Origin of the sequence: Marinospirillum perlucidum (assembly GCF_003336805.1) — a bacterium.
Lineage (GTDB): Bacteria > Pseudomonadota > Gammaproteobacteria > Pseudomonadales > Halomonadaceae > Marinospirillum > Marinospirillum perlucidum.
Map to the genome: position 1 here is coordinate 225,507 of NZ_QFWJ01000002.1, position 15,554 is coordinate 241,060.

A 15,554-nucleotide genomic window follows, 5' to 3' on the forward strand; every position below is an offset into this window, starting at 1 on the left:
GTGAGGGGGGTTAGAACAAAGTGAAAATATTTTGCATATACCAATGAAAACGATTAGCATTTAGATCCTCTGCAAGGCTTCCCTCAGAAGCCACTAACTTTCATTGCTCTTCCAGGGAGCACGCCAGGAGGATTTATTTATGGCCCGTCGAGTTCTGGGTTCGCATTCGTTTACTTTGACCGCACTTGCCGCCAGTTTGCTGGTTTTTCAACCCCTCGCCCAGGCAGAAGAAGAGCTGGATGCTGTCATAGTGACTGCGTCGGGGACGCAACACTCACAAATGAGTGCTCCGGCTTTTACCTCGGTGATTGGTGCTGAAGAGCTGCGTAATAATCCCACCCAGAGTGTTGCTGACCTGATTGGCCGTAATGTTGGTGTTCTTAATTCCACGGATTCTTCGGGCCGGGATGACATCCGCGTGCGGGGGCTGGGCGGCAGCTACACGCTGGTTCTGGTCAATGGCAAGCGGGTGTCGTCTTCCAATGCGCTCTGGCGTGGCGGTGATTTTGATTTCAGCTCCATTCCCCGGTCCAGTATCGAGCGTATTGAAGTTGTTCGTGGCCCCATGTCTTCCCTTTATGGGGCGGATGCCATGGGTGGTGTGATTAATATCATTACCAAGCAGGCTCCCGGCCAGTGGTCAGCCAGTCTCGACAGTGTCTACGAGCTGGTGACCGAGGGTGAAGATGGCAAGGAGTTGAGAACGAACCTCTCGGCTGCCGGTCCTCTGGCCACGGATGTTTACTTGCGAGTCAGTGCCGAGGTTTATGATCGTGATGCCTGGTATCAGGACACCAGTGACCAGGTGCCAGAACGCGAGGAAAAGCAGGCGCGCAATCTTTCTTCTTCACTCAGTTGGGATGTGGATAACCAGCAAACCCTGAGTGCTGACCTGTCACTGAACCAGGATGAAAGACCCTATGGCGTCTACAGTTCCGGACCGGATTACCGGGAACAGGATATTCAGCGCACCACCCTGGGTCTGAGCCATGAAGGCCACTGGACCTGGGGTATGACCCGTTTGAGTGCCAATCTGGAGTCGGGTGAAATTGATGATTACAACAGCCGTTATCCCAGCCCCAAGCAGCGCCACCTGGAAGAAGAAAACCTGACCCTGGCGGCTAATACCAGCATGAATCTGGGCATGCATGGTTTGAGCCTGGGTTATGAGTTCCGTAATCAGGAAGTCAAGGATGCCGTCTCCTTTACCCAGTCCGGCGGTAGTGATGCTGCCATGCAGGCGGTGTTTGTTCAGGATGAAATGCTGCTGACCGATCAACTGACTCTGACCCTGGGTGGCCGCTATGATCATCATGATGATTTTGGGGGCGAATTTACCCCGCGCGGCTATCTGGTTTACCAGCTTAGTGACGGCCTTTCCCTGAAAGGCGGCGTGAGCACGGCTTACAAGGCGCCCAGCCCTCACCAGATCGTGGAAGAGTATCAAATCGTCAGCTGCGGGGGTTCCTGCTTTATTCCGGGCAACCCGGATCTGGTGCCGGAAACCAGTACCAGCTTTGAGGCCGGTGCCGAAATCGATCAGCAAAGCTGGCGTATGAGTGCAGTGGTTTTCCGCACCCAGGTCGAGGACATGATTTCTGCAACTCGAGATTCCGTGACCGGTGATCGCTCCTGGGAAAACCTGAATGAAGTGGAGTTACAGGGTGTAGAGCTGGAAGGTGATGCTGATTTGACCTCCAGTGTGCGTCTGGATGCCAGCTATGCCTATCTGGATACCGAAGAGAATGGTGAAGGCGAGCTGGAATACCGTCCGCGCCACCAGTTGAATCTGGGCGTGAACTGGGCCTTTCTGGATGCCTCGGAAGTACGCCTGGGGGCAAGACATACCGGTACCCAGGTCAATTCCAGCGATGAAGAGCAGGATGCTTACACGGAGCTGGATCTAGCCGTTAACTCCAGGCTCACCCAGGCCCTGGTGGTTCGTGGCGGTATCAACAATTTGACCAATGTCAGCCTGGATGATGACGGCGATGACTACGCCAGCAACCTGGTGGGCCGCAGCATCTATGCTGGTTTCAGCTATGATTTCTAGGCTGTTTGCCAAGGAAGGCTCTTCGCCTGCCCGCCCCCTGTGGGCGGGCAGGATCATCAATTCTGCGCTGGCATTACTGGCGCTTTTCTGGCTGAGTTCTGTGCAAGCCATGCCGGTGGATACCCGGCTGGAGTTGGCAAGCCAGGAGGTTTGGACGCTGGATTTGCCTCTGCAAGCTGGTGATTACCTGCGAGGCTACTTAAGCAGTAACTCGGGCATTCAGGCAGTGATCCGTGGTGCTGGGGGGCGGCCAGTTAAATATCTGGCTCAGCCGGGTGCCAGGGAAGCCTTTATTTATTTTAGCCCCGAATCTGCCGGGCCCTTTCGCCTGGAAGTTCAGGCAGAAGAGGCAGCGGCCCGGGTTCAACTGCAGCTGGAAAAGGTACCGCTGTCAGTGGATGAGCCGGTGGCCGCCTCCCACCCTCTAAGCACCCGGGTAGGAGAAGCCCGTCAGGCCCTGGATGCTGGAGAGGATCCTGATGCTGTCTGGTCACAACTGGTTGCAGCGGGAACCCCCTTGATTGAAACCTCGGATGAAGTTCCTCATGCGCAGCTGCAGACTGATGAACGCCTGGTGACTTTTCTTTGGCGAGGTGCGCAGCAGCAGGTTTTGCTTTTCGGCGGTCCCAGTTATGAACATGCAGCTTTGAAGCGTCTGGGGGCGACTGACATCTGGTATCTCAGTTATAGTCTGCCGGTGGGTACGCGGATGAGTTACCAGCTGGCAGCCGATGTGCCACAAATTCAGGGGTCAGCGCGGGAGCAGCGGGTTGCCATCCTGTCGCGTGCTCGTCAGGACCCTCATAATCCCCATAGTTGGCAGCCGTATTTACTGGCGGATGCCTATAACACCCGCTCTTTTCTGGAATTAGAGGTAGAGCCTCCAGCCGTTCTGCAACAAGCGGATCAATCCCTGCCCGAGGTTCAATCCTATCAGCTGGCCAGCGAGCTGTTAGGAAATCAGCGATCGGTGCAGATTTTTATGCCGCAGGCTCTGCAGGCCGAACCCGGCAGTGTGGTGCCTCTGGCCATCTTCTTTGATGGTGATGACTATCTGAGCCAGGTGCCCACGCCCAGAATTCTGAACAACCTGATCAGCGCAGGGCGAATCCCTCCGCTGGTTGCTGTTTTTGTCAGCAATCCCAATCGTGCTGCACGTACTTCTGAACTGCCCTGCAACCCGGTGTTTGCCGATTTTATGGCGAAGGAGCTTTTGCCCTGGATCGGGCAGACCACCGGCTTTCATTTTCAGCCTGAAAAGACGTTGCTGGCCGGAGCCAGTTTTGGTGGTTTGGCGGCCGCCTGTACGGCTTTTCATCACCCTGAGAACTTCGGCCTGGTGTTGAGCCAATCAGGTTCTTTTTGGTGGAGCCCGGAAGCTGCCGATCGCCCCGAGTGGTTTAATGCCCAAGTTGCCGAGACAGAGCGCAAACCTCTGCGTTTTTATTTGAGTGCAGGGCTTTTTGAAACGGACTTTGGTGAAAGCGGCATTTTAAATGCCAATCGCCAGCTGGCCCAATTACTGGAAGTGAAAGGTTATCCGGTTATTTTGGAAGAATTCAGTGCCGGCCATGATTATTTTCACTGGCGGGCGACGCTGCATCGGGGATTACTGCATCTACTCGGCTCGCTCCAATGAGACCACTATGGCCTCATCGGAGCAGAACCTAGCCAGACTTAGACTTTAAATTCACTAACCACCTTTTGCAGTTCCCGGGCCTGACTGGCAATGGCGTCACTGGCCTGGGCGTTGCTTTGCACAGCATCAGCGGCTTGATCGGTGATGTCGCGAATGGCGACGACATTCTGGCCTACTTCATTGGCAACCCCGCTTTGCTCTTCAATCGCAGCGGCGACCTGAGTAGCTCGCTGGGAGATATCCGTCACCTCTTCGGTAATGCTGTCGAGAATGGCTTCGGCACGACCAGCCTGTTCGCGACTGCTTTGACCATCTTCACGGCATTGGTGAATGACTCGAACCGTTTCTTCAGTCTTGCCCTGCAAGGCGGTGATGATATCGTTGATTTCCTGGGTGGCATCCTGGGTGCGGGCCGCCAGGGCTCGAACTTCATCGGCCACCACGGCAAAGCCGCGACCCTGATCACCGGCACGAGCGGCTTCAATGGCCGCATTCAGGGCCAGAAGGTTGGTTTGCTCGGCAATGTCGCCAATCACACCCAACACCTCACCGATGGTCTGGCTTTGCTCGGCCAGTTGGGAGACGGATTGAACCGAACCTTCCAGTTGATCTGACAGGTGGTGGATCACACTGATGGCTTCCTGAATCTGCGCCTGACCACTCAGGGCGTTTTCATGGGTGCTGTTGGCATTGGCAGCCATATGCTCGGTATTGCTGGCAATTTCTTCGATGGTACTGACCATCTCGGTGATGGCTGTTGCCACCAGCTCGGTTTCCTCACGCTGGCGGGCAATGTCATCAGAAGTGCGCGAGGCATTTTGCGAGAGTTCGCCGGTGGTGGCATTCATGGTCGCCACGGCTGCATTGACCTTTTTAATAACCTCCTGAAATCCGGCCAGCATCTGGTTCAGACCGGCTCCCATTGCAGAGATTTCATCCTTACCCTCTTGATGAACCCTTAAGGCCAGGTTATGGGTTAGGTCGATCTGGCGAATATCGGCCACCAGTTGGCGAATCGGCTTGAAGATAGAGCGTCCAATCAACAGGGTCGTCACGCAGGTAATAATCAGAACCAGGACAAACAGCCCAAGACCCAGCGTATGAGCTTGGCTGATGCGATTACTTAAACCTTCCTCCAAAGCCAGGACCAGTTCTTCGAGCAGGGTTTCGGTTTGGTGGATAGCAGAGCGCATTTCACCGCGCAGGCCTTCTTCACTGCTCAAACCCAGTTGCCGATGACCGGCCACAAAGTCCTGAAAGCGGTTCTGGTATTGGTCGACCAACGTAAAGGTTGCGCCAGGAACATTTCTTTCCTGCAATTGGCTGCGTAGCTGAACAATCAGGTCATCAAAACGTTGGGGGTATTTTTCCAGGCCACGCAGGATGAAGTCCTTCTCGGCACGTCTGAGTTGGAGGAGGGTCACCAGAATTGTATCGGCATTCATGGCTTCCAGGGTTTCCTCGACATCATGCACAGCCGAGCGCAGTGCTCCCTGGAGGCCGGATTCATGATCCAGACCGATTTCTTCAGTGGTCGCCACTAGCTCGTGAAAAAGCCCCTGGTACTCGGAGAAGGTGGCCTCCAGGGCATTCAGAGAGCCTAGATCCATCTCATAGTCGTTGCCGAGAGCGCGCAGTTGATTTAAGAGTTGGCGGATTTCTTCCTGGGTTGCATCAAAACGTGTCAGGTACTTCGTATCCTGACGCATTAAAAAATCCTTTTCATGTCGACGCAGTGTGAGCATCTGGGTTTCCAGCTTTTGAGCTAGCTGTTGGCCATTGGCCAGGCGTTCCAGAGTATTTAAACTCCACGCCATCAAGCCGAAAAGCACCAGAAGGGAGATGGCAGCCAAGACGGCATTGAGGATCAATTTATGTTTGATTAGCATGTTATGGCCTATAAAAAATGCATTCTGCATTCATAAATATAACCAAGCTTGCTAAGTATTAAAATTATTATTTGGTGACGCTGATACAATCTTGAAACAATTGATTGCTATTTTTGATATCTTTTGGTGCGTATAGTTTTATTTAGGTTTTTTTGGTGCGTCTAATTTTTAAATAATTGAAAATAAATAAATTTATTCAGCAATCTCTTTTTCTTCACTGGCTGTGGTTTCCGGCTTGAGCTGGTGTGAATCCGTGGGATAAAGCAGATTCAGTGCTACGGCACCACCATCGACCACCACGGCAGCGTGCTCTCTTTTCAATTGTCGTGGCTCGGGGGCACCACAGGCGTGGGCAATCAGCTCGACTTCATGCACCAGGTTGTGATGAAAGTTGGCGACCCGCTTGGCCTTGACCGCTGGTACCAGGCCCTGTTGTAGGCGAGGATTATGGGTGGTTATCCCCGTGGGGCAGGTGTTCTTATTGCATTGCAGTGCCTGGATGCAGCCCAGCGCAAACATGAAGCCGCGAGCAGTGACGGTGAAATCAGCCCCCATGCACAGGGCTGCAGCGACATCGGTGGGATTGATCAGCTTGCCGGAAGCAATGATACGGATACGTTGACGCAGACCATGTTTAATCAGCTGGTTGACCAGTAACGGCAGACTATCCCTTAAAGGCAGACCGACACTATCCATCAGGGGCATGGGAGCAGCACCGGTTCCACCATCGGCGCTATCCAGGGTAATAAAATCAGGGGCGGCTTCCACACCTCTTTCCAGCACCTTCTGGCAAAAGGCCTCCAGCCAGTCAGTGGTGCCCAGCACTAGTTTAAAGCCTACGGGCTTGCCGGTGATGTCACGGACACGGGCAATAAAATCCAGAAGGTCATCCAGGTTGTTGATATCCGGGTGACGATTGGGGCTGATGGAGGCTTCACCGACCGGAATGCCGCGAGCTTCGGCAATCTCCGGGGTGACCTTGTCGCCGGGCAGGATGCCGCCCTTACCCGGTTTGGCCCCCTGGGAAAGCTTGATTTCAAACATGCGTACCTGCTCGATGGCAGCTACTTGGGCCAGTTTCTGTTCATCCAGGCGCCCCTGGGCATCACGCACTCCATACTTGGCGGTGCCGATCTGAAAAACAATATCGCAGCCACCTTCCAGATGATGTTTGGATAGCGCCCCCTCCCCGGTATTCATCCAGCAGCCAGCCTGGGCCGCTCCCTGGGATAGGGCACGTATGGCGGGAACGGAAAGAGCACCAAAACTCATGCCGGAGATATTTAAAAAGGAGGGTGCATCATAGGGCAGGCGGCAAAAGGGACCGATCTGCAGAGGCTTGCTGCTGGCGGCATCTTCACTGAGCGTGGGAAAGGGGGTGTTGAGAAAATAATAGGTGCCGGGTTTGCGCAGATCGCGGGTGGAGCCAAAGGCAATGGTGTTATCCAGATTCTTGGCAGCCCGGTAAACCCAGGAGCGCTGGGCCCGGTTGAAGGGCATTTCTTCACGATCCATGGCAAAAAAGTATTGGCGAAAAAATTCACCCAGGTTTTCAAAGATATAGCGAAAACGGCCGAGCAGTGGATAGTTGCGGCGGATAGTATGAGCCGTCTGGCGCTTGTCGAATTGATACATCACCAGCGCTGTAATCACCAGGCCTAGGATCAGGAGAATAAAGAGGATGCCGATGATGGCAACAAAGGTAACTGCAAAATTGACCAGCGTGGTGTTCATGTTTTCTGCTCACTTGGCAAGGTACTTGAGTATTCGGATGCTGCTGGAAGAGTTTACTCCGATTGACGTAAAAATAAAAAAACCGCCCCCTGGGGGGCGGTAAAGCACAGCATGCGTTGAGTAAAGGTGACGTGGCAGCGGTTAGTCAGCCGTAGCAGCAGCCTTGCGACCTTCTTCCGGCGCAGGTGTCCGGATCAGGTGGTCGAAAGCACTGAGTGCTGCTGTTGCACCGCCACCCATGGCAATGATGATCTGCTTGTAGGGCACATTACTGGCATCCCCTGCAGCAAAGACACCGGGCAGATTGGTAGCACCGCGGCTGTCGATTTCAATTTCCCCGAAACGGCTGAGTTGCAGATCAGAAGCCTGCAGCCATTCGGTGTTGGGCATCAGGCCTATCTGGACAAAAATACCGGCGGCATCCAGTTCGTGGCTTTGACCGCTGGCCCGGTCGGTATAGATCAGACCGGTGGCCTTTTGACCATCGCCCTTGACCTCGGTGGTCAAGGCGTTGGTAATGATCTCCACATTGGGCAGCGAGCGGGCCTTGGCCTGGAGCACCTGGTCTGCCTTCAGGGTTTCGCCGAATTCCAGCACTGTAACTTCAGATACGATGCCGGCCAGATCGATGGCGGCCTCGATGCCGGAATTACCGCCACCGATGACAGCGACCTTCTTGCCCTTGAACAGGGGGCCGTCACAGTGGGGGCAATAGGCCACGCCCTTGCCGCGATATTCACGCTCGCCGGGGACGTTCATTTCCCGCCAGCGGGCACCCGTGGCCAGAATCAGGCTGCGGGTCTTGAGCGTAGCGCCGCTTTCCAAGCCTATTTCAATATAGTCGCTTTGTTTGAGGCTGGCTGCTTTTTGTTCAGTGACCAGATCCACGTCATAGTCTTTGACGTGTTCTTCAAGGCTGGCCACCAGTTTGGGGCCTTCGGTGTAGGGTACGGAGATAAAGTTCTCGATACCCAGGGTATCCATGACCTGGCCGCCAAAACGCTCGGCAACAATACCGGTGCGTATGCCCTTGCGTGCAGCATAAATGGCTGCTGAAGCCCCGGCAGGCCCTCCGCCCACGACCAGTACTTCGTAGGGATCGCGTTCATTGAGTTCTGCAGCCTTGCGCTCGGAAGCACCGCTATCCAGCTGATTGACGATTTCATTCAGAGTCATGCGGCCCTGGCCGAAGTGTTCACCATTCAGGTAAACCGAAGGCACGGCCATGATCTGTTTTTCTTCCACTTCATCCTGGAAGAGGGCCCCATCCACCATTTCATGGGTGATTCTGGGGTTGACCGTGGCCATTAAATTCAGTGCCTGAACCACATCCGGGCAGTTCTGGCAGGACAGGGAAACAAAGGTTTCAAAGTGATATTCACCGGGCAGACTACGGATCTGCTCGATCACTTCCGGCTCGGCCTTGGAAGGATGGCCGCCGGTTTGCAGCAGTGCCAGTACCAGGGAGGTAAACTCATGGCCCATGGGAATACCGGAAAAACGGATGCGCGCTTCCTGTCCCTGGGCGGCTATCGCCATACTCGGGGTACGCTTGGAATCTGCTGCGTCTTTCAGTTCGATTTGTGAGGAGAGTCCGGCAATTTCTCCGGCCAACTCCAGTAATTCTTGAGATTTGGGTTCATCGTTACTGGACACGCTTAGCTCAATCGGGGTGACGATCTTCTGCAGGTAGGTGTCCAGTTGCTTCTTGAGATTGGCGTCCAACATGATGCGTGTCCTGTGGTAAAGATGAAAAAAGGGGGAGGCGAACCCGTCAGCCCCAAGGCTGACGGGAGTGGCGATCCATTTAGATCTTGCCAACCAGGTCCAGAGAAGGAGCCAGGGTTTCTTCGCCTTCTTTCCACTTGGCGGGGCAAACTTCGCCTGGGTGGTTGCGAACGTACTGAGCTGCTTTGATCTTGCGCAGCAGATCGTCAGCATCACGGCCGATGCCTTCAGCAGTGATTTCCATCGCCTGGATAACACCGTCAGGATCGATCACAAAGGTGGCACGGTCGGCTAGGCCAGCGCCTTCACGCATAACACCAAAGTTGTTGGTGATGTTGCCGGACTGGTCGCCCACCATGTAGTAGTTGATCTTGCCGATGGTTTCGGAAGAGTCGTGCCAGGCTTTGTGGGTAAAGTGGGTGTCCGTGGAAACGGAGAAGACTTCCACGCCCAGCTTTTGCAGTTCTTCGTACTTGTCGGCAACGTCGCCCAGCTCGGTGGGGCAAACGAAAGTGAAGTCAGCTGGGTAGAAGAAGAAAACAGCCCACTTGCCTTTTACATCAGCTTCACTGATATCTACAAATTCGCCCTGTTTGAAAGCGGTAGCGTTAAAAGGTTTGATTTCGGTATTGATTGCTTGTGGCATTATCCAACTCCTTGAAGTCAGTTGATTAGAAAAGGTGTTTGTCTGTACGGGGTTTATACTAGCGATCCCTGATCCATGTTTGAAATTGATTAAATACAACGGCATGATTAGATTTTGCTATCAAGATAAGAAAGGCCCTCGAGATGTCCGCCCGCACCCTGCCCATAGATGCCTATTTGCCGCAATTGGTGAGCTGTCTTCAGCAAGACAACACCTGTCTGCTGGTCGCCGAACCCGGGGCGGGTAAAACCACCAGTGTGCCCCTGGCCTTGATGCAGCAGGAGGTTGGCGAAGCCGGTTGCTGGCTGTTGCTGGAACCCCGCCGGGTGGCAGCGCGTCTGGCCGCCGGTTTTATGGCGGAAACGCTGGGCGAAGAACTGGGCAAGAGCGTGGGGTTCCGCGTTCGCGGTGAAAGTCGGGCCAGTGCTTCCACTCGCTTGCTGGTGGTCACCCAGGGCGTGCTGACCCGCTGGATTCAGGAAGACCCGCTGCTTGAAGGCGTGGCCGGTATTATCTTTGATGAATTTCACGAGCGTAGTCTGGAGGCGGACCTGGGGCTGGCGTTGGCTCGTGAGGTGCAGGAGACAATACGGGAAGACCTTAAACTACTGGTGATGTCGGCAACGCTGGATGTAGACGCCCTGACCCGTTTGCTGGGAGAGAAAACCCCGGTGATTCGCTGTCCGGGCCGTAGTTACCCGATTACCCGCTTCTATCGACCGCCACCACTCAGAGAGGACGCCAGCGAGCATCAGGCCAGGGTCATTCGCGAGGCTTTGCAAGAACAGGAAGGCGATCTGCTGGTGTTTTTGCCGGGACAGGTAGAAATCCGGCGTTTGCAGCAGAAGCTTGAAGTTCTGCAAAGCGATGCCCTGCAAATTCAGCCCCTCTATGGCCAGCTGCCCCTGGCACAACAAAAAGCCGTTGTCAGTCCACCGCCTGGTGGCGTGCGTCGCATTATTTTGTCCACAGCCCTGGCGGAATCCAGTTTGACCCTGCCCGGTATCCGAGTCGTTATCGATGCAGGGCGGGAGCGGTTGCCGGTTTTTCAACCACGCTCGGGTCTGACCCGGCTAACCACCCAGCAAGTGAACCAGGCCAGTGCCGATCAACGCGAAGGGCGAGCTGGTCGTGAAGCACCGGGTTGTTGTTATCGTCTCTGGAGCCGGGAGCAGCCGCTGGTTGCCCATCGGGAGCCGGAAATCCTGCAGGCTGACCTGTCCGGCCTGGCCTTTGAGCTGGCGCGTTGGGGGATCAAGGAGGCCACAACGCTCAACTGGGTGACGCCGCCACCGGCCGCTGCGCTTCAGGCGGGGCGGGATCTTCTCAGGCGTCTGGGGGTACTGGATGCCCACCTGGGTCTTACGGCCCTAGGTCAAGGATTGGCTCGCTGGTCCACTCATCCGCGCTTGGGCGTACTGCTGGAAAAAGCCAAGGAGCTGCAAGCCCTGCCCCTGGCTGCCTGGTTGGTAGCCTGGCTGGAAGAAGGCTTAAGCGGTAGCCAGCTTGATTTGCAGGAAGAAATGACCCGCTTGCCGGATCAAAAAAGCCAGGGTGAACAGGGCCGCTGGCGCAGGACAGCACGCCTCTGGGCTGAGCGCTTGGGTTGTCGCCTGGAGCCGGTGGAACTGGATCATCTGCCGGATTTATTGCTGGCGGCTTATCCCGACCGCCTTGCCTTTTCCCAGGGTGAGGGGCGTTATAAATTGATCACGGGGGGACAGCTGGCCCTCCCCGAGCAGCATCCTCTGGCCAGAAATACCTGGCTGGTGGCTGTCAATCTGGATGGCAAGGCCCAGCAGGCGCGGGTTTATCAGGCCGTGGCCCTGCCGGAAGAGCTGGTGCAACAGCGGTTGAATCGGGAGGCTATCCCCAAAGAAGTTGTTTTCTGGAATAGCGAAGAAAAGAAGGTAGTGGCTGAAGAGCAGCTGTGGTTGGGCCAACTCTTGTTGAAGCGCCGTCCCTTGCAACCACTAGCTCAAGAGAAGGCGGCCGAGGTCCTGATCCAGGCTTTGCGCTCCGGTGAACCCCTGCCCTTTTCAGCCAAGGATCAGCAGTTGTTGGGGCGGTTACGCCTGGCACATCGCTACCTGGGTGAGCCCTGGCCAGCCCTGACCCCCGAAGCCTTGCTGGAGACTTTGGATGCTTGGTTATTGCCCCGGGTAACCGGGATGACCCGACTGGACGAGCTGGCGCGTCAACCCCTGGGGCAGTGGTTGCTGGAATCTCTGGATTGGTCCCTGCAGCAACAGCTATCGCAGTTACTGCCCGAGCGCCTGGAGGTGCCCAGTGGCTCCAGCCTGCCGGTGGATTACAGCGGTGAAGAACCCGTTTTGGCTGTCAAGCTGCAGGAGGTGTTTGGCTGGCAGGAAACCCCGCGCCTGCTTCAGGGTCGAGTTCCTCTGGTCATTCATCTCTTGTCGCCAGCCGGTCGGCCGGTCCAGATTACCCGTGATCTGGCCAGCTTCTGGAAGAAAGGCTATTTTGAAGTACGCAAGGATCTTCGCGGGCGTTACCCCAAACACCCCTGGCCGGATGACCCCCTGACGGCTGAAGCTACCCGCAAAACCCGCAGAGCGACCCAAGGGCGCTGATGCGGGTCGCTTAGCAGCTCTACTCAGGGTAAACTTGGCACCTAATAATGTGTACTGCAGCCGGATTCGGCTGCTTTTTATTTTTCAGCCTATCGATCGTGTCTTGTTTCAGGGAGTTTGCCATGTCGCAGCCGCAAGGTCGCTTATATATCCTGTCGGCCCCTTCAGGTGCCGGAAAAACCAGTCTGGTTGCAGCCCTGCTGGAAAAGCTGGCCCGTCTGGAAGTATCTGTATCTCACACCACTCGTTCACCGCGGCCCGGAGAAAAAGATGGGGTGAATTATCATTTCACCAGTCAGGAAGCTTTTCTTCAGTTGCGTGAGGAAGGGGCCTTTTTTGAGTCGGCCGAGGTTTTTGGTAACTACTACGGCACTGCCCAAAAGAGCGTGGAAGAACGCATGGCCGCCGGGGTGGATGTGATTCTGGAAATTGACTGGCAGGGTGCGCAGCAGGTGCGTAAAAAAATGCCGGAAGCCACCAGCATTTTCATTCTTCCCCCTTCCCAGGCTGCCTTGCGCGAACGCCTGGAACAGCGCGGCCAGGACAGCAAAGAAGTGATTGACGGGCGGATGCGCCAGGCGATCAGTGAGATGAGTCACTATCCAGAATATGATTACCTGGTGATCAATGATGACTTCGAGCAGGCGCTCAAGGAACTGGAAGCGATTTTTGTGGCTCAAAGATTAACGCGGGACAATCAACAGATCAGTTGCCAGGCCTTGTTGGCCGATCTGCTGCAATAAACTGCCACTTGTTGTGGGGGTGGACGCTCCGCTACAATGGCGGGTCTTGTAAAACCTACCCACTGCTATTGTCAGGTGTCACTCCATGGCTCGTGTAACTGTTGAAGATTGTCTTGAGAATGTTGAAAACCGTTTTGAACTGGTAATGGTTGCTACTCGTCGCGCCCGCCAGCTAACCTTGGGTGGCAAGGATCCCCACGTTGACTGGGAAAACGACAAGGCAACCGTCGTTGCACTGCGTGAAATTGCCGAAGGGCAGACGGACGTATCCATTCTGGATGAAGCTGAAGTAAAGGCTGTAGAAGCTCAGGAAGAACTCCAGCAGCAGGATTATTGATTCCATGCTGTTAATTGCCCGCCGCTTTTTCAGTCTTTACACCTGAAGGTGGGTAATGAACACGATTGAAGACCTCTGTGACCGTCTAAAAGGCTATCTGCCTGCTGAAGAAATTCAGCAGGTCAGACGTGCCTATTTTTTTGCCGAGCAGGCACATGATGGTCAGCGCCGCAGTTCCGGCGAACCCTATGTCACCCATCCTCTGGCTGTTGCCACTATTCTTGCTAATCTGCATCTGGATCACCAGGCGCTGATCGCTGCGCTTTTGCATGATGTGATCGAAGATACCGGGGTTAACAAGGAAGCGGTATCCCGTCAGTTCGGGGAGTCCGTCGCCGAGCTGGTGGACGGGGTTTCCAAGCTTACCCAGATTAAATTCGAATCCAAGGCTGAAGCCCAGGCCGAGAACTTTCGCAAGATGGTTCTGGCCATGGCCGAGGATATTCGCGTTATTATCGTCAAGCTGGCGGATCGCCTGCACAATATGCGCACCCTGGGGGCGCTCAAGCGCGAAAAAAAGCGTCGTATTGCCCGTGAAACCCTGGATATCTATGCCCCCATTGCTAATCGTCTGGGGATTAACACCCTGCGTCTGGAACTGGAAGATTTAAGTTTTCAGGCAATCTATCCCATGCGTTATGAACGCCTGCGCAAGGCAGTGCTTAGTGTGCGCGGGCATCGTAAGGAAGTGGTCAAGAAAATTCAGCAGCGTCTTCAGGAGCGTCTGGAAAGCGAAGGCCTCAAGGGTCGGGTGATCGGCCGGGAAAAGAACCTGCTGTCTCTCTACCGCAAGATGAAGCACCAGCGTAAATCCTTTAACGACATCATGGATGTTTACGCCTTCCGGGTGCTGACCGAAACCGTGGATGATTGTTATCGCGCTTTGGGTACGGTGCACAATACCTACAAGCCGGTTCCCGGTCGCTTCAAGGATTATGTCGCCATTCCCAAGGCCAATGGTTACCAATCCTTGCATACCACGCTCTTTGGCTTGAGTGGTATGCCCATTGAGGTCCAGATACGCACCCGGGAAATGGAAGCCATGGCCAATAATGGTGTGGCCGCCCATTGGCTTTACAAGGCAGGCCAAACCGATCGGCCGATTGCTGAGGGTAGCCATGCCCGGGCTCGCCAGTGGGTCAAGGGGCTGCTGGAAATGCAGCAGCGCGCGGGGGATTCGCTGGAGTTCATCGAACACGTCAAGGTGGATCTCTTCCCTGACGAGATCTATGTGTTTACCCCCAGTGGTGACATCATGGAGCTGCCCAAAGGCTCGACGCCGGTTGATTTTGCCTATGCCGTGCATACCGATGTCGGTAATTCCTGTGTCGCCTGCCGGATCGATCGCAAGCTGGCGCCCTTGTCGGCCAGTATTCAAAGTGGTCAGACGGTCGAGGTCATTACTGCAGCCGGTGCCCGCCCCAACCTGGCCTGGCTGTCGTTTGTGACCACGGGCAAGGCCCGATCTGCCATTCGCCACTACATCAAGCAGCAGCAGCGCAGTGAATCCGAAGCCTTGGGCAAGCGTCTTCTGGAAAAAGCCCTGGCCCAGTTTGATGTGCATCTGGATGATCTGCCCAAGGAACGTCTGGATCAACTGCTGGAAGAAATGCAGGTGGCCAGTGAGCAGGAGCTGCTGGAAGCCATCGGTCTGGGCAAGCGCATGGCCTATATGGTCGCGCGACGCCTGCTGGATGCTGATGCATCGGTAACGGCAGAAACCAATGATGATGGCAATATGATCATCCATGGCACTGAAGGCATGGTGGTGACTTTTGCCCGTTGTTGTCGTCCGATTCCCGGCGATTCCATTCTGGGCCATATCAGTTTTGGCAATGGCATCGTGGTGCACCGTTATAACTGCCGCAATCTTCAGGATATTCGCGATAATCCCGACAAATGCGTGGGCCTGAGTTGGGCAGAAGTCACCGAGGGCGACTTTAGTGTCAGCCTCAAGCTGGAAATTGAAGATCAACGCGGCATCATTGCCCGGATTGCCACCCAGGTGACGGAAGTGGATGCCAATCTGGAAAGAATCAGCGTTGATGAAAGAGATGCACGCCTGTCTATCCTGACCCTGGAATTGCTGGTCAGGGACCGTATCCATCTGGCCCGGGTCATGAAAAAATTGCGTCGCCTGCCGGAAGTGAATCGGGTCGTGCGCCTGAGATGATTTGATAATAAGAAGGAG

General features: G+C 55.0%; 10 protein-coding genes. 6 read left to right on the top strand and 4 right to left on the bottom strand.

Features of this window, described 5'->3' with window-relative positions:
* The first annotated feature begins 139 nt into the window (after positions 1-139).
* Entirely contained in the window at positions 140-2,053 is a 1,914-nt protein-coding gene (locus DFK18_RS03605) for a TonB-dependent receptor plug domain-containing protein (RefSeq protein WP_114416848.1), read from the top strand.
* Positions 2,043-3,692 (top strand): alpha/beta hydrolase-fold protein, encoded by a 1,650-nt coding sequence (locus tag DFK18_RS03610; protein ID WP_162299671.1) that lies wholly within the window; start codon positions 2,043-2,045, stop codon positions 3,690-3,692. Before DFK18_RS03605 ends, DFK18_RS03610 begins: the two co-directional genes overlap by 11 nt.
* Positions 3,693-3,730: 38 nt before the next feature.
* On the opposite strand, the gene DFK18_RS03615 is transcribed toward DFK18_RS03610, so the two are convergent.
* The 4 genes from DFK18_RS03615 to ahpC form a co-directional block, all read right to left on the bottom strand.
* On the bottom strand, positions 3,731-5,581 hold the full coding sequence (locus DFK18_RS03615; protein ID WP_114416850.1) for a methyl-accepting chemotaxis protein: 1,851 nt from the start codon (positions 5,579-5,581) through the stop codon (positions 3,731-3,733).
* A 192-nt stretch (positions 5,582-5,773) separates the two neighbouring features.
* Complete coding sequence (locus DFK18_RS03620; RefSeq protein ID WP_114416851.1) at positions 5,774-7,315, bottom strand: FMN-binding glutamate synthase family protein; 1,542 nt, start codon at positions 7,313-7,315, stop codon at positions 5,774-5,776.
* Positions 7,316-7,456: 141 nt separating this feature from the next.
* Entirely contained in the window at positions 7,457-9,043 is a 1,587-nt protein-coding gene (gene ahpF, locus DFK18_RS03625; RefSeq protein ID WP_114416852.1) for an alkyl hydroperoxide reductase subunit F, read from the bottom strand.
* 79 nt (positions 9,044-9,122) lie between these two features.
* Entirely contained in the window at positions 9,123-9,689 is a 567-nt protein-coding gene (gene ahpC, locus DFK18_RS03630) for an alkyl hydroperoxide reductase subunit C (RefSeq protein ID WP_114416853.1), read from the bottom strand.
* Between the two features lie 143 nt (positions 9,690-9,832).
* Between ahpC and hrpB the strand changes: the two genes are divergently transcribed.
* The 4 genes from hrpB to spoT all read left to right on the top strand — a co-directional run bounded on the left by hrpB (position 9,833) and on the right by spoT (position 15,536).
* Positions 9,833-12,283, top strand: coding sequence for an ATP-dependent helicase HrpB (hrpB, locus tag DFK18_RS03635; protein ID WP_114416854.1), 2,451 nt, complete (start codon positions 9,833-9,835; stop codon positions 12,281-12,283).
* Between the two features lie 122 nt (positions 12,284-12,405).
* Positions 12,406-13,026, top strand: a complete 621-nt coding sequence (gene gmk / locus DFK18_RS03640) for a guanylate kinase (protein WP_114416855.1) — start codon at positions 12,406-12,408, stop codon at positions 13,024-13,026.
* Between the two features lie 85 nt (positions 13,027-13,111).
* Entirely contained in the window at positions 13,112-13,363 is a 252-nt protein-coding gene (gene rpoZ / locus DFK18_RS03645; protein WP_114416856.1) for a DNA-directed RNA polymerase subunit omega, read from the top strand.
* Between the two features lie 55 nt (positions 13,364-13,418).
* Positions 13,419-15,536 carry a bifunctional GTP diphosphokinase/guanosine-3',5'-bis pyrophosphate 3'-pyrophosphohydrolase gene (gene spoT / locus DFK18_RS03650; protein WP_114416857.1) on the top strand — a complete coding sequence of 706 codons (2,118 nt, stop codon included), beginning with the start codon at positions 13,419-13,421 and terminating at the stop codon, positions 15,534-15,536.
* The last annotated feature ends 18 nt before the right edge of the window (positions 15,537-15,554 follow it).